Source organism: Planococcus sp. YIM B11945 (assembly GCF_050864155.1).
Lineage (GTDB): Bacteria > Bacillota > Bacilli > Bacillales_A > Planococcaceae > Planococcus.
Genome location: NZ_JBOZWR010000006.1, coordinates 111,815 through 128,122, shown reverse-complemented (window position 1 = coordinate 128,122; position 16,308 = coordinate 111,815). Strand labels below are relative to the sequence as shown.

Below are 16,308 nucleotides of genomic sequence, written 5' to 3'. Positions count from 1 at the left end.
CGCGCCGAAGCTAAGAGATTTCTTACTACTAGAAGAGATACCCAGCATAATAGCCATATTACTGCTGGCAGGTTAGAAGATATGGAGCAAACCCGCAAGAAAGCGGAGTTGGCTTGCGGAATATCGACAAGTAGAATTACCAGTTTAACTTGTATAGCTCATTATTCGGGATTAGGCTTTGACTGATTGAAGTGAACGAGCCGCTTCTTTTACACGCTCCATGCCTGCTTCAATGATAGAAGGCGCTGCTTCTGGATCAAGTGCATGTCCTTCAATAATCACTTCATTGATGTCTTGGATGCCAAAGAAGTTCATAATGTTGCGGATATACGTCACGCTCATTTCCGCTGGCGCCATTTCTGGAGTGGAATAAATTCCGCCGCGGGCATTTAAAATGATAACTTTTTTCTCAGGAACTAAGCCAACCGGGCCTTCAGCTGTGTATTTAAACGTCACGCCTGCACGGTAAATATAATCAATGAACGTTTGAAGCGCCGCAGGAATTGTCATGTTCCATAACGGGAACGCAAATACAACTACGTCCGCATCCATAAATGCGTCCATCGCTTTAGCAGAAGCTGTTAAAATACGCTGCTCTAATTCACTCATCGGCTCGGCATGCACTGATTTCCCCATAGCATCAAAGAAATCTTGGCCAAAATATGGCATGTCTTCTTTAAAGACGTCAAAGGTTTTTACATTTGCATCTGTGCCGATTTCGTTCATAAATACCTCATACATTTTACTAGAAACGCCTTCAGCGGCGGGACGGTTGTTTGCTTTTACTACCAATACATTCATTATTTATAAAACTCCTTTTATTCTAATATTATTTATCTTTAATTCAAGATAATTTAATTTTAAAAGAAAACAGAGTGAAAGTCAATCACTCTGCTTTCGGTTATGCATCGCAAGAATCTCCGGTGCAATAGCTTGTTTTGCTGCCAAGCGGTTTTAAGGCCGGTCGAATGCCTTCTTCTTCCGCAATTTGGATGATGGCTTCCACAAATGTTTCTAGCGGCTGCGCACCTGAAAGTGCATATTTCCGGTTAACCACGAAAAAAGGAACTCCTTGAACACCAATCTGGCGTGCTTCTTCAATATCATTTTCCACTTCCGCTTTAAATCGATCGGTTGCCAAGACGGCTTGCGCTTCGTCGTGCGGCAATCCAATTTCTTCTGCAATAGCGAGCAGCACATCTTCGCTGCCGATATTTCTCGCTTCCACAAAATAGCCGTGAAGCAATTTTTCCGTAACTTCCGCTTCTTTGCCTAAACTCTCAGCCCATTTCGCTAAGCGATGAGCAGCAAAAGTATTGGCGTGCATCATATTGTCAAAATCATACTCGAGGCCCACTGTACGGGCATGGGCAGCTACGCCTTGCGTCATCTCTTTTGCCTGTTCAATCGACTGGCCCATTTTTTGCGCCAAGTGTTCATAGGCGGATATCTCCGTATCAGGTGCTGTATTCGGATCCAATTGAAAAGCTTTAAAGGAAATTTCCACTTTGCTTTCAAAACCGGATTTTTTTAATGCTTGTTCAAACGTACGCTTGCCTATGTAACAAAATGGGCACACATAATCTGACCATATTTCTATCTTCATTTTATCCACCTCTTGCATTTACTATAACAACTGAAAAGAGGCTCCTCAATTTTTTTGCTCGCAAGCTTATTTTTTTCGCAGAAAGTTACTATATAAGTTGAACTAAAAAAACTAGCTTTTACACACCGCTTCGGCCGCTTTGGGCAGGGCTCTACGCGATTTATGTAGCGAGTACTGCTTCTACATCGCTACGCTAGCTTCGAGACATGAAAGAGCGTTGCTCCTGCAGTGCTGCGCACGTCGTCGCAAAGTATTGGCCGAATGCTGTTCGGCCCATACTTGCCTGCGGAATATCGACAATTGGGAATCATTAGTTCAACTTATATAGGCGAATGCAATTTATTTTGAATGCAGCCGCCAAGGAACGTTTACTGGTTAAATGGAAATCGCTTTAGAACCAAAAAAACTGACTCCCAAAAGGGAATCAGCTAAGTGCTTCTGTAACGACAGGAACGATTTGTTTTTTGCGCGAAACAACGCCTGGCAGAAGAACGCGGTTATCGACAACGCTTGATTTGAAAGCCGCTTCGATGACGCCTGCTTGTTTGCCGAGGACGATGCCGACTGAATCGTTTGTCAAAATGTCCGTGACGACAAACATGAACAAGCTCAATTCTTTTTTGGCGATGACTTGCTCCATCAACACTTCCAACTCCTTCTGGCGGCTGATGACTTCATCTACACCGATTGCGTTGACTTGCGCCACTTCAAAACGGTGTTCACCTGCTTCAAATTCTTTCGAATCCAAAGACATCAAATCTTCCAAGGTTTTATTGCTTAAATCAGCTCCTGCTTTTAACATGGCAAGCCCATATTCAGCAGCATTGATGCCTGCAATTTTTGCCAGTTCCGTTGCTGCTTGGACGTCTTGCTCTGTGCATGTAGGGGATTTGAACAACAACGAATCGGAAATGATCGCCGACAACATCAAACCGGCGATGTTCGCTGGAATATCCACGCCGTTTTCTTTGAACAATTTCAATAAAATTGTTGTGGTGCAGCCAACCGGCTCTGCACGGAAATAAAGAGGATCGGTTGTTTCAAAGTTCGCGATCCGGTGATGGTCCACCACTTCGATCACTTGCACTTCCCCGATATCTTCTGCGCTTTGCTGACGCTCATTGTGGTCGACCAAAATAACTTGCGACACTTCCGACGAAACGCGTTCAACAAGGCGCGGCGCTTCAAATTTAAATTCGTTTAACGCGAAAATGGTTTCGTTGTTCAATTCACCCAGACGAATCGGTTCTGCATCCATTCCAATTTGGTTTTTTAAATACGCATACGAAATAGCTGAACAGATGGAATCTGTATCTGGATTTTTATGGCCTAGCACAAATACTTTTGACATGAATTTTGCCTCCTGGTCGTTATAGGTTTCCGTGATTATTCTACCATAAGTCGGCCGAATGGAAAAACGAGTAAAAAAGTTCTATAAAACGAAAAAGAAAGTAGGTAATTTATAGAATTTTTAATTATTAAGGAAAATATATGTACTTATCAATAGGACTAATGATATAATTCTTATAATAAAAATTTCATTTAAGCGGAAAGGGGATAAATAATGACCATTTTACTGGAAAAGAAATACATTCCACTAGCGAATTATTTTTCAACAGCTTCAAACCCCTCTATTAGATTGAGTTTTACTGAAATTGAAAAAATCATGGGACAACAATTGCCAAACGCCGCTTATTTGAATAAAAGCTGGTGGAAAAAAATAAAGCCGCCAGCCAAGCATTTCCACGCTTGGATCGATGCCGGATATCTCGTAAATGAAGTGGAACCGAATCAATTTGTTGTCTTTGAGCGAATTGACCTGGCAAATGGCAATGGCGCAAATGACACCGACCCCAATGAAGACATACTTTTAATCCGCACGGCTGAACATGGAGATGCGAGTTCACTCGTTACGTTGCAAAAAACAGTGGAAGCAGAGTCCGATTTTATGTTGTACGGCAAAGACGAACGCATTCAATCCACACAGAAAGTAAGAAAACAAATCATCGAATGGAAGAAAAGCGGCAACTCCACTATTTTTATCGCCATTTTGAACGGCGAACACGTCGGCTATTTAATGGTAATCGGAAATTCAGCAAAACGAGCAGCTCACCGCGCAGCTATCGTGCTGGGCATCCAAGAACATGCACGCGGCAAAGGCATTGCCACTTCCCTCCTTCAACGAGCGGAAGAATGGGCAACCGCCAAAGGCGTCAGCCGGCTGGAACTGACCGTCGTTACAGAAAACACTCCTGCTAAAAACTTATATGAAAAAGCGGGCTACGAATCAGAAGGCGTCCGGAAACGATCGTTGATGATTGATGGACAGCCATATGACGAACTTTATATGGCTAAATTTTTGAAATAAAAAAAGGCTTGCCAACGCAAGCCTTTTTTTATTTTCCTGATTGCGCAAACTCTTGGATGCGTTTTTCCATGGCGTCCCGCACACTTTGAAATACGCTCCACTTTTCTTCTTCCGTTCCTTCTGCACGCGCCGGATCAGGGAATCCCCAATGCCAGCGAGTGACATGCGGCGGAACCGCCGGGCAATTGTCGTTGGCATCGCCGCAAAGCGTGATGACAAAATCGGCTTTTTTCAATAACTCCATATCCAGAAGATCCGAAGTTTGATTGGAAATGTCAACGCCCGCTTCCTCCATCGCCTTGACGGCTTTCGGGTTCAGCCCATGCGCTTCGATTCCCGCTGAGTACACGTCATAATCATCGCTCAAATACTTTTTACCAAAGCCTTCCGCCATTTGGCTGCGGCATGAGTTTCCAGTGCATAGAAAGTACAATACTTTTTTCATTCGTTTCCCGCCTTTTCATTAATTTAAAATTAACAACCAGAAATACAATCCGGTCAATGTGATGAACAAAGTCGGAATCGTTAAGATGATGCCGATTTTAAAGTAATAGCCCCAACTGATTTTGACGCCTTTGGCGCTCAATACATGCAGCCACAGCAACGTAGCCAGCGAACCGATCGGCGTGATTTTCGGGCCGAGATCGGAGCCGATGACATTGGCATAAATCAACGCATCGCGTATGACTCCTGTCGTATTGGTGTCTTGTATAGCAAGCGCATCAATCATGACCGTCGGCATATTGTTCATAACCGATGATAAAACAGCAGCGATAAAGCCCATGCCAATGGTCGCCGCATAAAGGCCATGGCTCGCTGTCCAGTCAATGACATCAGCTAACACGGCCGTTAAGCCGACATTGCGCAAGCCGTAGACGACGATGTACATGCCGACCGAGAAAAAGACAATCGCCCAGGGCGCACCTTTAATGACCATGCGCGTATGGACGGCTTCGCTTTTTCTGGCAATGGCCAAAAACAAAATAGCAACCGCTCCTGCGATAAAGGATACCGGGATATCAAGCGGCCCGCTAAGGAAATAACCGACGAGCAAAAGGCCCAGAACGATCCACGACAAGCGGAACAATTTCAAGTCTTTGATTGCCGAACTTGGGCTTCTGACCGCACTGCTGTCAAAGCCTTTTGGAATGCTTTTCCGGAAGTACAAATACAGCACCAGCATGCTTGCCAGGATGCTGAACAAATTCGGCACGACCATATGCAAGGCGTATTCGGTAAAGCCGATATTGAAGACGTCCGCCGAGACGATATTAACGAGATTGCTGATGATAAACGGCAAAGACGCCGTATCGGCAATAAAACCGGAAGCCATGATAAACGGCAAAATCATGGCATCTTTAAAGTTCAGCGCGCGCACCATGCCAAGGACAATCGGTGTTAAAATGAGCGCCGCACCGTCATTGGCAAACAGCGCTGAAACAATAGCGCCGAGAAGCGTTATGAGGAAAAACATCCGCAAGCCGCTGCCTTTGGCAAAACGGGCCATATGCAAAGCTGCCCATTCAAAAAAGCCGATTTCATCTAATATCAAGGAAATGATGATGAGTGCTACAAACGTCAGCGTGGCATTCCAAACAATCCCCGCCACGTCGCCAACATCGCCAAAATCCACGACGCCGAACAATAACGCAACAATCGCGCCTCCAATGGCTGAATAGCCAATCGATAAGTTTCTTGGCTGGGCAATAACCAAGAAAAGAGTAATGACAAAAATAATTCCTGCTAACCAAGCTTCCACGCTAAAAACAACTCCCTATTCACAAACTACGCGTTTTCCTTCCGCTTCCAACATTTCAATGGTTCGTTCCGGATCTGGCAATAAGCTCAATAAATGCAGCAAGATCGGATATTGCGGATGCTGCTTATTCAATGACCAAATCGTCCAACGACCTCTTTTTTCTTCCAGGACAAGCTCCGCCTGTTTGAGTTTCCGCATATGCTGGCTAATGGCAGGCTGCGTCATCTCAAGCAATTCCGTAAACTCGCAAATGCAAAGCGCCTCTTTTGCTAAGTATTTCAAGATAAGCATTCGGTTATGGTCGCTAATCGCTTTTAAATATGTTTCCAGTTGAAGATACTCCACTTTTCCACCTTCTTTTATTAGGGCTTGATTAATTATATAAGCATCTACTTATCAATAGCAAGAGCCGAAATGCAGAATGCCGAAAAATAGAGCTTTTCGCGTTAAGTTAATAGGCATGTTGCCTTTACTTGCGCTGCCCAAAAAAACCTCCACCTGGCAGCATGCCCGGCGGAGGTTTCAAGAATTCATTAAGCTAATTGTTCAAGCAAACGCAATGCTTCGCGGTTGAATGCCGGAATATCGTCCGGCTGGCGGCTTGTGACCAATTGATCTTGGCACACTGCCACTTCTTCGTCCACAAATTTGGCGCCTGCATATTCCATATCCACTCGGATCGACTTAAACCCTGTCGCTTTGCGCCCTTCAAGCGCTTTTGCCGTAATCAATAATTGTGGTCCGTGGCAAATAGCGAAGACGGGTTTTTTTGCATCCATAAATGCTTTCGTAAACGCCACAAAGCGATCGTCCGCACGCAATTGGTCTGGTGAAAATCCACCCGGCAAGAACAATGCATCGTAATCTTCCGGATTCGCATCGTCGATGCCTTTATCGATCGACACCACCGCTTCACCTTGTTTGCCGGTCACTTCTTTGCCAGCTTCCTTCTCAATCGTAAAGACTTCATGGCCAGCATCGTTGAATGCTTTCGAAGGATCGGTGTATTCCACATCTTCAAACATATCCGTAATTAGCGTTGCAATTTTTGCCATTCTTCTTCCACTCCTTTGGTTAAATACTCTTCTCTACTATTCCACGAGTCGAATATCTTAAACATAGCGTTTCTCCCGCTTTAACGGAATTTGGAAACGAATGGATTGTCGCTTTCCCAAAAACGGTACGGGTAATCGACGGCTTCGAGCGAATTGCCGATGCCGACGCGCGGTCCGACTGCCACCGCGTGAACCGGATCGCCTTCTGCGATATAGAGCGGCCGTTCCGAAAAATGATGGCCGTAATAGTCCATCGTAATGCCCATCGCTTTCGTCAATTTCCCTGGGCCGCTTGTCCATTGCTTGATCGGCATATGCTTGCCGCGCAGTTCCGCCATCAAATCGATGCCTTCAACCGGTTCGACCGCACGGATCAAAATCGCCCGCGGCGTGTCGACCGGGCCGCTGACCACATTGATCAGTGTGTGCGTATGCATTTGGTATGTGTAAACAAGGCCGGGACGGCCAAACATGATTTCGGTTCTTTTGGTGCGGCGGTTGCCGAAACTATGAGCCGCTCGGTCCTCAGCTCCCATATACGCCTCTGTTTCCACAATGCGTCCGGCGACAATGCCTTCCGGAAGCTCGTGGACCAGGATTTGCCCCAGCAAGCTGCGGGACAATTCCAGTGTTGGCGCTTGAAAAAAATCGTTTTTGAGCGGTTTAAACATCTGCATCCCTCCTACCGGCATTATACCGAAGAAGGGGCAGTCACTGCATCGATCAAGGGCACAATATCTTCGATTTTATTGTCATGAAAAGCTTTGACGATTGCTGATCCAACAATAAATCCGTCCACATCGCTGCGCAGCATGTCGACATGTTCAGTTTTTGAAATGCCAAAACCAGCATAAACCGGAACCGGGCTTTGGGAGCGGACGCGTTTCATGAAATCCCGGACTTCGAGAGCCAATTCATCCCGTGCCCCGGTGATTCCGGTCACGGTTACCGCATAGACAAACCCTTCCGATTCCTGCAAAATGGCTTTCATCCGCTGTTCCGTTGTGGTCAACGTGACTAGCTGGATCAGCACAATTCCTTCTTTTCGGGCAAATCCTTGCACGAGCTGGCAGTGCTCATAAGGCAAATCAGGAATGATCATGCCAGAGACGCCTGCGTTTTTACACGCTTTGACAAAGCGTTCAATGCCGAATTGAATGACCGGATTTAAATACGTCATAATGAAAAGCGGCACGGTAACATCAAACGTCCAGCTGGCGATTTCATCCAAAACTTTTTCCAGCGTTACGCCTTCTTTCAGCGCCCGATTGCCGGCCGCTTCAATGATCGGCCCATCCGCCACAGGATCAGAAAACGGAATGCCGATTTCAATGGCGGTCACTCCCGCTTCCTGCAAGTATTTTACGCGTTCGCCCAAGCGTTCCAATCCGCCGTCGCCTGCCATGATATAAGCAACAAATGCTTTTCTTCCCGTCTCCTTTAATTCCGCCAGCCGCTTCATGATAACCCCTCCAATTTTTCTGCATACGTCGCCATATCTTTATCGCCTCGGCCCGAGACGCAAATGACGAGAATCTCATCCGGCTTCATGTTTTTGGCGCGTTTTTCAGCTTCGGCAATGGCATGGGCCGATTCGAGCGCCGGAATAATGCCTTCCAATCGAGAAAACGTCACTACTGCTTTTAATGCTTCTTCGTCCGTAATTGCTTTGTAGGTCACCCGTCCGATATCTGCCAAATACGCATGTTCCGGGCCAACTCCCGGATAATCAAGGCCTGCAGAAATGGAATGCGCTTCTTGCACTTGGCCCGCATCGTCTTGCAGTAATTTCATAAAGGCTCCGTGCAACACGCCTTCGGTTCCTTTAGTCATCGTCGCCGCATGTTTTTCAGTATCCGTTCCTTCGCCAGCAGCCTCCACGCCGATCAATTCCACCGATTCATCTTTCAAAAACGGATGGAACATACCGATGGCGTTGCTGCCGCCGCCGATGCAAGCCAAAATTGCATCCGGCAGCCGCCCTTCGTGCTCTAAAATCTGCCGTCTCGTTTCATTTCCAATGACGCTTTGAAAATCGCGGACCATCGTTGGAAACGGATGTGGCCCAAGAGCTGAACCGATCAAGTAATGGGTGTCTTCCACATTCGTCACCCAGTAGCGAAGCGCTTCATTGACTGCATCTTTCAATGTCGAACTGCCTTTCGTGACGCTTTCCACTTTCGCCCCCAGCAGCTTCATCCGGAACACATTGAGTTGTTGGCGCTTGATGTCTTCTTCCCCCATAAAAATGACGCATTCCAAATCAAACAGCGCGCAAATGGTCGCCGTCGCGACACCGTGCTGGCCAGCACCTGTTTCCGCAACGATTTTTCGTTTGCCCATGCGCATCGCAAGCAGTGCTTGGCCGATGGCGTTGTTGATTTTGTGGGCGCCGGTGTGGTTCAAGTCTTCTCGTTTCAAATAGATTTTTGGACCGCCCCATGCCTCGGTTAACCGTTTTGCAAATGTCAGCGGCTGTTCACGCCCAACATATTCTTTTAAATAATGGTGATATTCTTTGAAGAATGCCGGGTCTTGTTTCGCTTCTTCATATGCTTCTTCCAATTCTTTGACGGCTTTCATCAACGTCTCCGGCACGAATTGCCCGCCGTATTTGCCAAAAAAACCGTTTTGCTCCATCGTCTTCTGCATCGAATCACCCTTTGCTTGTTGAATAAATTCCTGTATTTTCGCCGTATCTTTTTTGCCATTGGTCTCGACTCCGCTGGACACATCCACCATATACGGCTGCAATTGCTCAATCGCCGCATGGACGTTTCCAGGAGTTAAGCCGCCAGCCACAATGAGCCGGTCCTGGTCAATTCCGCTCTGTTCAAGCAAATGCCAATCAAATACCTGCCCGCTGCCGCCGCGGTAGTTTGTGCCGGGTGCGTCGACCAAGACGAAATCCGCAACTGACCGTTTCAGCTTCTCGGCATCTTTTTTCTCGCGAATTGAAAAAGCTTGGATGACCGGCACGCCAATGGCTTTTACCAACTCATCCGGCTCATCGCCGTGCAGCTGCACCATCGTCAGCGGCACCGTTTTCACAGCCCGTTCAATTTCTTTCAAAGATGCATTGACAAAGACGCCGATTTTTTCGGTATCCGCCGGCAGTTCTTTCGCCAATTCGGCCGCTTGTGCGATAGTCACTTGCCGTTTGCTCGGGGCAAACACAAAACCGACTGCGTCAGCTTGTTTTGCCGCTTGAACATGTTCGGCTTCCATCAACCCGCATATTTTTACTTTAGTCATTGGAACACCGTCCCCTCTGTAGCTTCTTTGATCCATTTGCCTGGATTCGCTGAACGCATCAACGCTTCTCCGACCAACACACCAATTGCACCACAGCGGAAAACGAATTCCGCATCCGATTTCGAGTGCAAGCCACTCTCGCTGATTAACATCTTTTGATCGCCAAAAGGAAACCCTTTTGCCAGTTGTGCTGTCCGTTCCAATGAAACGTCGAATGTTTTTAAATCCCGGTTGTTGATTCCGATCAGTTCCGCATCCAACTCGAGCGCTATCGCAAGTTCCTGGGCATCATGGACTTCCACGAGCACTTCCAAACCAGCTTCCGAAGCATACTTGTATAACCGCTCCAACTCTTCTTTTTCAAGCGCTGCTACAATCAATAAAACAATCGTGGCTCCCGCGTTTTTAGCTCGGTCGATTTGAATTTCACTGATCATGAAATCCTTACACAAAACAGGTATCGACACCGCTTTTGCCACTAGCCGCAAGTCCTCAATCGACCCTTTAAAATAAGTTTCGTCCGTCAAGACTGAAATGGCCGCTGCGCCGGCCTGTTCGTATTTTATGGCCTGCGCGACCACATCAACGGTGGTCGCGATATCCCCTTTTGAAGGCGACGCCCGTTTGATTTCAGCAATGACGCCTTTTTTCTTGCGTAATTGCTCAGCTAACAAAGGTTTCTCAGGAAACGCTTGAGCTGTCGGCTGGATTTCCCGGTAAGCTTTGATTTCTTTCCGTTTCGTTGCAATGATTTTGTCGAGAATCGTCATACCAGCACCCCCGCCGCAATGCGATGAAGTTCAAAAACACGCGCTGTGTCTCCGGAAACGATTGATTTTCGGGCTTGGTCAACACCTTCTCCGATAGAAGAAACTCGTCCGCTGACGTATAGCGCCGCTCCCGCATTTAATGCCACCGTATCCAAATACACACTTTCTTGTCCGCTCAACACATCCATGAAAATCTCGGCGTTTCGTTTAGGATCGCCTCCACGAATCGCTTCAATTGGCGCCACGTCAAGACCCGCTTCATTCGGATGTATTGTTAGATGCTGTTTGCCTTGTTCATTAAAAACGATCATTTCATTCGTTCCTGCAAGGGACAATTCGTCCAATCCGCCTGCCCCGTGGATGAGCGCTCCTCGTATCCGTCCCAAGCGCATTAACGCATCCGCCATCGGTTCCATCATGTCGCTCCGGTATACTCCCGTCATTTGAATCGAGATTGGCAGCGGATTCGCAAGCGGTCCTACCAGATTGAAAATTGTTGGTGTGCCGATGCTTTTTCGGACAGCCCGCAACCCGCCCAGTGCCGGATGGATGGCCGGCGCAAACAAAAACGCAATTCCCGTTTGTTCAATAATCTCGGGAATCGCCGCCACATTTACTGCCGTGGAAATTCCAAGTTCCTCTAAGACATCGGCACTTCCCGTTTTGCTCGATACGCTGCGATTGCCATGCTTGGCAACGGACATGCCACAACCAGCTAAGACAAACGCCGTCATGGTGCTGATGTTGAAGCTGTACGAACGGTCGCCTCCGGTTCCGCAGACATCAATCAATTCACCTGAAATCCCCGGAAGTTTTATCGCTTTTTTCCGCATCGCTTTGACCAGGCCTACCAATTCGTCCGCCGTTTCCCCTTTTTCGTGCAGCCCGATTAAAAATTCTTTCATGCTTTCTTCGTTCATCTGGCCGCTTAATAAATTTAGTGATTGCTCGAACATGTGCTGCTCGCTTAAATTCTCTGCTCTTCTCATCTCAATCTCTCCTCAGCTTGTTTTTGAATACAAAAATCCCCACAACCAGACGGATATCCGGTTGCGGGGACGGGTTAAAACCGCGGTACCACCACGCATTAATGCTTTTGCACTCACTTAAACAGGCTCTTCGCCTTTCCCTTTAACGCAGGGCATACGTCTCCCTTACTCGCTTCCGCTTTCAGGTTCGCTCTCATAAGTCCATTCGCGCAAAGAATCCAATCAGCTTCCACCAGCCGCTGACTCTCTAAATGAATTTCTCTGCCTACTCGTCTCAATCCTCGATTTTACGCTCTTCTATTCTGTGCTCTTCTGGGCTCTTCTCTCAAATAGACTTGTTTCTCGTACAACAAGTTGTCATTCATATTAAATTCTTTTGTTTATTCTGTCAAGTTGCTTTTTATCGAAAATACAAGTTTTATTTTCATATAAGTTGAGTTTAATTATTAATAGGCAGTTGATATTCCGCAAAACAGTTGCGAAGCTATTGGTCAAAGGAAGTTTGTTTGGCCATTAGCTTTGCGACGAGCAGCGCTCTTTCATATCTCGAAGCTAGAGCGCTGCAGAGACAATCGTCTTTGCCCTTCCCAGAGCGTCCGAAGCGACGTGTAAAAAGGATAATTCTTTAGTTCAACTTTGTACAGATGAAATATCTATATTTAAATCGAACTGAGATCTTTTTGGTCCGGCTCCCCCGTTTCGTAATAGCCGTCCAGCTGTTTGCGGAGCGCCGCTTTCAGAAATTTGCCGACGGACGTTTTTGGGACCTCTTTCAAGAAGACGACGTCATCCGGCACCCACCATTTGGCGAATTGGTTTTCCAAATACGACAGCAATTCCTGTTTCATTTCTTCGCCTTCACTATGCCCTTCTTTCAATACCACACACGCAAGTGGGCGTTCCAGCCATTTTTCGTGAGGGATCGCGACAACGGCAGCCTCGAATACCGCTTCATGGGTCATTAAAGCATTTTCCAAATCGACAGACGAAATCCATTCGCCGCCACTCTTGATCAAGTCTTTCGTCCGGTCGGTCAGTTTGATGTAGCCGTCGGGTTCGATAACCGCAATATCCCCGGTATAAAGCCAGCCGTCTCGGAACGCGTCATCGGTGCGTTCGTCTTTGTAGTATTCATCGGCAATCCACGGGCCGCGGACGTTCAGTTCACCCATTGTTTTGCCGTCCCATGGCGCTTCGCCTTGTTCATTGACGATGCGCACTTCAAGTCCCGGCATTGGCAATCCGGCTTTGGAACGCTTGTCAACGCGTTCTTCGAGCGTTAGGTTTTCCATGGCGGATGTCGTCACCGCTAGACTTACGAGCGGCGTTGTTTCCGTCATGCCGTAGCCGGTCACAAACGGCACGTTGTATTTTTCTTCGAACGCGCGGATCAAGCCCTTCGGCGACGCGGAGCCGCCGCAAATGATCATCCGCAGCGTTTCGATATTGCGCGGATTCGCTTCCAGTTCTTTTAACACGCCAAGCCAAATAGTCGGCACACCGGCGGTCAACGTCACTTTCTCCTGTTCAATCAAATCCAGCAGCAAGCCCGGAGCCATCCCCGGCCCTGGCAGCACTTGCGTCGTTCCGAACAACACGCAGGCAAACGGAAGCCCCCATGCATTGGCATGGAACATCGGCACGATGGACAATGCGACGTCGCGTTCAGACAAGCCCATCGCATCGTTCATGCCGAGCGCAAAGCTGTGAAGCACCAAGCCCCGATGCGAATACACGACGCCTTTCGGATTGCCGGTCGTCGCAGAGGTATAGCACATTCCGGCCGGTGTGTTTTCATCCAAATCTTCCGGGAACACAAAATCGCCGCTTTCTTCTGCAAGCAGTTGTTCGTAGGAATAGACGTTTTCAAGCGAAGTTTCCGGCAACTCGGTGCCGTCTTTCATGATGACAAAGTGTTTGACTGTTTTTAAATGAGGAGCTATTTTTTCAATCAGCGGGAACAAATCATGGTCAACGAGCAAAATCTCATCTTCCGCATGATTGATGACGTAAATGATGTGTTCAGGAGACAAGCGGATGTTGATCATGTGCAAAATGGCGCCGGCACTTGGAACGCCAAAATACAATTCCAAATGGCGGTGGTGGTTCCACGCAAAACTGCCTACTTTCACGCCTCTGTCCATGCCCAGTTTCGTCAAGGCAGCGGCAAGCTTGCGGGTCCGGTTAGCAAACTCCCGGTACGGAATGCGGTGGATCGTTTCTCCTGTTCGGGAAATGATCAATTTTTCGGGGAAATAGCGTTCAGCTCGTTTTACAAAAGACGATAACAATAACGGTGCTTGCATCATGTCACATCCAACTCCCTTTTATCCTTATTTTTTTGAATAAAAAACGGGTGTTCATTTCGTTCGTGAGCTGTCAAAACCGGCGCCAAGCAGCAATCGAGCTGCAGCGACAATTGATACCACTCACTCCATGTTTTTGTTTTGAAAAAAGCAGAAACTTCGGCATGTTCGCTGCTTCCTGTTGGTTTCATCCCCCACTCTTGCCAATCCGGTTTTTCGGCATATAAACAAAAATTTCGCCAAAACTTGTGTTCAAGCGCACCGATGGTCACGAAGCGGCCGTCTTTCGTTTCGTAAATGCCGTAGCAAATGCGCGACCCAGAAATCTCGGGTATGCCGATTTCGGAAATTCCGGCTTTTTTATACATGTCGTGGTTGCCCAGAAATTCAGCCATGACGCCGGCAAGCGCAATGTCCAAATGAACGCCTTGGCCGGTCCGGAATTTCCGCAAGAGTGCTGCGGCGATTTTTTCAGAGGCAACCAGCCCGCCAGTAAAATCTGCTAACGTATTGGTCGGATGAACCGGCCTTCCGGCAGCGTCTTTAAACTGGTCGAGCGCACCGGAAAGTGCCATGTAATTCAAGTCATGGCTCCCTAAAACCGCCATCGGTCCGCTCTGTCCGTATCCCGACAATGAACAATACACCAGATCCGGTTTGATTTTCGATAACGCGCCGTAACCCAATCCAAGCTTGTCCATAACACCCGGCCGGAACGTTTCAATCAGCGCATCCGCCGTCCTGACAAGTTCCAGCATCGCTGAGCGGCCTTCTGCCGATTTTAAATCAAGCGAAACAATCGTTTTTCCAAGATTGTTCGCTGCATGGACATAGCCGCCTCCCATATAGCGCGCAGGGTCTCCTTCAGGCGGCTCGATTTTGATCACTTCCGCTCCCATTTCGGCGAGCCGCATCGCGGCATACGGGCCTGGCAAATAATACGTGACGTCCAGCACACGGATTCCATTTAACGCATCTTTCATTTAAAGCCCCATCCGCTTCGCGACGATGGTTTTCATGATTTCATTGGATCCGGCATATATGGCAGCAACCGGAATGTCGCGGTAGCGGCGCGCAATTTTATACTCTTCCATATAACCGTAGCCTCCGTGCAGCTGCATGCACTCGCCTGAAATTTTCTTCGCCGTGTCCGTCAGCCAGTATTTGGCCATCGATACTTTCGAAACGATGTCTTTGCCGGCGATGTGGTCTTCAATAAGCGATTCCAGGAACGAATGGCCAAGTTCCACTTCGGTCGCCATTTCCACCAGCTTGAACTGCGAATTTTGGAACGAACCGATGGGCTTGCCGAACGCTTTTCGTGATTTTACGTAATCGAGCGTCATTTCCAGCATGTCTTCCGAAGCAGTTTGCGCGGCAATCGCGACCACAAGGCGTTCTTGCTGCAATTTTTCCATCAAATACGTAAACCCTTTGTTTTCTTCGCCGATTAAATTCGACACTGGCACCACGCAGTCTTCAAAAAACAATTCCGAAGTATCTTGTGCGTGAAGGCCGACTTTATTGAGTTTGCGCCCTTTGGTAAATCCGGGCGTCCCTTCTTCGACCATCAGCAAGGAAATGCCGCGGTGTTTCGGCTCCGCTTTCGGATCGGTTTTGACTGCTACCAGCACCAGCGTCGAATTGATGCCGTTTGTGATAAAGGTTTTTTGGCCATTGACGATGAAATTATCGCCTTGGCGCACCGCAGTAGTGGAGATATTCGCTAAATCTGAACCTGCTCCCGGTTCCGTCATGGCAATTGCGGTAATATGGTCCCCTGAAATGCAGCCGGGCAGCCAGCGCTGCTTTTGTTCTTCAGAACCGTATGATTCGATATAAGGAACCGTGATATCGTTATGCAGTCCGACGCCCGTCAAACTGGCGCCTACTCGTTCCAGTTCTTCGCCGATGATGACCGCGTAGCGAAAATCAAGGCCGAGGCCGCCGTATTCTTCTTCTACTTGCGGGCATAAAAAGCCCATCTCGCCGAGCCGTTTCCAAAACGATTTCGGGATCAAATGATCTTCTTCCCATTGTTCATATTGCGGCACGGCTTCTTTCTCTAAAAACTTCCGCAGCGATTTGCGGAACATGTCGTGCTCTTCTTCCTCAAACCGGTATTTCGCCATGTCAATTCCCCCTATTGTCAGTAAAAATTCGATTCAGTCAACTAACACCCAGCAAGGCCAATCCCTGC

The 16,308-nt window shown here is 47.7% G+C and carries 16 protein-coding genes and 1 other annotated feature; of the genes, 1 reads left to right on the top strand and 15 read right to left on the bottom strand.

Translation table 11 applies throughout. The annotated features are described in order from the left end of the window. Positions 1-171: 171 nt before the first annotated feature. From ACRRQV_RS13155 to ACRRQV_RS13145, 3 genes are all read right to left on the bottom strand, one after another. Entirely contained in the window at positions 172-801 is a 630-nt protein-coding gene (locus ACRRQV_RS13155; protein ID WP_432531594.1) for an FMN-dependent NADH-azoreductase, read from the bottom strand. Between the two features lie 100 nt (positions 802-901). Then, on the bottom strand, positions 902-1,606 hold the full coding sequence (locus ACRRQV_RS13150) for a DsbA family oxidoreductase (protein WP_432531592.1): 705 nt from the start codon (positions 1,604-1,606) through the stop codon (positions 902-904). Between the two features lie 424 nt (positions 1,607-2,030). Further along, on the bottom strand, positions 2,031-2,957 hold the full coding sequence (locus ACRRQV_RS13145; protein ID WP_432531590.1) for a manganese-dependent inorganic pyrophosphatase: 927 nt from the start codon (positions 2,955-2,957) through the stop codon (positions 2,031-2,033). A gap of 213 nt (positions 2,958-3,170) precedes the next feature. On the opposite strand from ACRRQV_RS13145, the gene ACRRQV_RS13140 reads away from it, so the two are divergent. Further along, on the top strand, positions 3,171-3,974 hold the full coding sequence (locus tag ACRRQV_RS13140) for a GNAT family N-acetyltransferase (RefSeq protein WP_432531588.1): 804 nt from the start codon (positions 3,171-3,173) through the stop codon (positions 3,972-3,974). 28 nt (positions 3,975-4,002) lie between these two features. Here the strand turns inward: ACRRQV_RS13140 and arsC are convergent, their stop codons facing one another. From arsC to ACRRQV_RS13080, 12 genes are all read right to left on the bottom strand, one after another. Further along, entirely contained in the window at positions 4,003-4,419 is a 417-nt protein-coding gene (gene arsC, locus ACRRQV_RS13135; RefSeq protein ID WP_432531586.1) for an arsenate reductase (thioredoxin), read from the bottom strand. An 18-nt stretch (positions 4,420-4,437) separates the two neighbouring features. Beyond that, a complete protein-coding gene (locus ACRRQV_RS13130; protein WP_432531584.1) occupies positions 4,438-5,733 on the bottom strand; it encodes an arsenic transporter in 1,296 nt (431 codons plus the stop codon). A gap of 15 nt (positions 5,734-5,748) precedes the next feature. After that, positions 5,749-6,078, bottom strand: a complete 330-nt coding sequence (locus tag ACRRQV_RS13125; RefSeq protein ID WP_432531582.1) for an ArsR/SmtB family transcription factor — start codon at positions 6,076-6,078, stop codon at positions 5,749-5,751. A 188-nt stretch (positions 6,079-6,266) separates the two neighbouring features. Then, complete coding sequence (locus ACRRQV_RS13120; RefSeq protein WP_432531580.1) at positions 6,267-6,788, bottom strand: type 1 glutamine amidotransferase domain-containing protein; 522 nt, start codon at positions 6,786-6,788, stop codon at positions 6,267-6,269. A gap of 80 nt (positions 6,789-6,868) precedes the next feature. Then, entirely contained in the window at positions 6,869-7,459 is a 591-nt protein-coding gene (locus tag ACRRQV_RS13115) for a DNA-3-methyladenine glycosylase (protein WP_432531578.1), read from the bottom strand. Between the two features lie 20 nt (positions 7,460-7,479). After that, positions 7,480-8,250: a tryptophan synthase subunit alpha gene (gene trpA / locus ACRRQV_RS13110; protein ID WP_432531576.1), complete on the bottom strand. Its 771-nt coding sequence runs from the start codon at positions 8,248-8,250 to the stop codon at positions 7,480-7,482. Further along, positions 8,247-10,043, bottom strand: a complete 1,797-nt coding sequence (gene trpB, locus ACRRQV_RS13105) for a tryptophan synthase subunit beta (RefSeq protein ID WP_432531574.1) — start codon at positions 10,041-10,043, stop codon at positions 8,247-8,249. The genes trpA and trpB overlap by 4 nt, the downstream gene beginning before the upstream one ends. After that, positions 10,040-10,813 carry an indole-3-glycerol phosphate synthase TrpC gene (trpC, locus tag ACRRQV_RS13100; protein WP_432531572.1) on the bottom strand — a complete coding sequence of 258 codons (774 nt, stop codon included), beginning with the start codon at positions 10,811-10,813 and terminating at the stop codon, positions 10,040-10,042. Before trpC ends, trpB begins: the two co-directional genes overlap by 4 nt. Beyond that, positions 10,810-11,802, bottom strand: coding sequence for an anthranilate phosphoribosyltransferase (gene trpD / locus ACRRQV_RS13095; RefSeq protein WP_432531570.1), 993 nt, complete (start codon positions 11,800-11,802; stop codon positions 10,810-10,812). The genes trpC and trpD overlap by 4 nt, the downstream gene beginning before the upstream one ends. Positions 11,803-11,864: 62 nt before the next feature. Next, positions 11,865-12,093: a binding site (T-box leader), on the bottom strand. Positions 12,094-12,461: 368 nt separating this feature from the next. Continuing rightward, positions 12,462-14,111 (bottom strand): long-chain fatty acid--CoA ligase, encoded by a 1,650-nt coding sequence (locus tag ACRRQV_RS13090; RefSeq protein WP_432531568.1) that lies wholly within the window; start codon positions 14,109-14,111, stop codon positions 12,462-12,464. After that, positions 14,108-15,091, bottom strand: a complete 984-nt coding sequence (locus tag ACRRQV_RS13085) for a CaiB/BaiF CoA transferase family protein (RefSeq protein ID WP_432531566.1) — start codon at positions 15,089-15,091, stop codon at positions 14,108-14,110. Before ACRRQV_RS13085 ends, ACRRQV_RS13090 begins: the two co-directional genes overlap by 4 nt. Further along, positions 15,092-16,240 (bottom strand): acyl-CoA dehydrogenase family protein, encoded by a 1,149-nt coding sequence (locus ACRRQV_RS13080; protein WP_432531564.1) that lies wholly within the window; start codon positions 16,238-16,240, stop codon positions 15,092-15,094. Positions 16,241-16,308: the final 68 nt, after the last annotated feature.

Excerpts from the sequence above, each read along its gene's own strand:
- arsC (WP_432531586.1), bottom strand. The coding sequence starts at position 4,419 with ATGAAAAAAGTATTGTACTTTCTATGCACTGGAAACTCATGCCGCAGC.
- ACRRQV_RS13085 (WP_432531566.1), bottom strand. The coding sequence starts at position 15,091 with ATGAAAGATGCGTTAAATGGAATCCGTGTGCTGGACGTCACGTATTAT.
- ACRRQV_RS13155 (WP_432531594.1), bottom strand. The coding sequence starts at position 801 with ATGAATGTATTGGTAGTAAAAGCAAACAACCGTCCCGCCGCTGAAGGC.
- ACRRQV_RS13115 (WP_432531578.1), bottom strand. The coding sequence starts at position 7,459 with ATGTTTAAACCGCTCAAAAACGATTTTTTTCAAGCGCCAACACTGGAA.
- trpA (WP_432531576.1), bottom strand. The coding sequence starts at position 8,250 with ATGAAGCGGCTGGCGGAATTAAAGGAGACGGGAAGAAAAGCATTTGTT.
- ACRRQV_RS13120 (WP_432531580.1), bottom strand. The coding sequence starts at position 6,788 with ATGGCAAAAATTGCAACGCTAATTACGGATATGTTTGAAGATGTGGAA.
- trpC (WP_432531572.1), bottom strand. The coding sequence starts at position 10,813 with ATGACGATTCTCGACAAAATCATTGCAACGAAACGGAAAGAAATCAAA.
- trpB (WP_432531574.1), bottom strand. The coding sequence starts at position 10,043 with ATGACTAAAGTAAAAATATGCGGGTTGATGGAAGCCGAACATGTTCAA.
- ACRRQV_RS13140 (WP_432531588.1), top strand. The coding sequence starts at position 3,171 with ATGACCATTTTACTGGAAAAGAAATACATTCCACTAGCGAATTATTTT.
- ACRRQV_RS13090 (WP_432531568.1), bottom strand. The coding sequence starts at position 14,111 with ATGATGCAAGCACCGTTATTGTTATCGTCTTTTGTAAAACGAGCTGAA.
- ACRRQV_RS13080 (WP_432531564.1), bottom strand. The coding sequence starts at position 16,240 with ATGGCGAAATACCGGTTTGAGGAAGAAGAGCACGACATGTTCCGCAAA.
- ACRRQV_RS13150 (WP_432531592.1), bottom strand. The coding sequence starts at position 1,606 with ATGAAGATAGAAATATGGTCAGATTATGTGTGCCCATTTTGTTACATA.
- ACRRQV_RS13145 (WP_432531590.1), bottom strand. The coding sequence starts at position 2,957 with ATGTCAAAAGTATTTGTGCTAGGCCATAAAAATCCAGATACAGATTCC.
- trpD (WP_432531570.1), bottom strand. The coding sequence starts at position 11,802 with ATGAGAAGAGCAGAGAATTTAAGCGAGCAGCACATGTTCGAGCAATCA.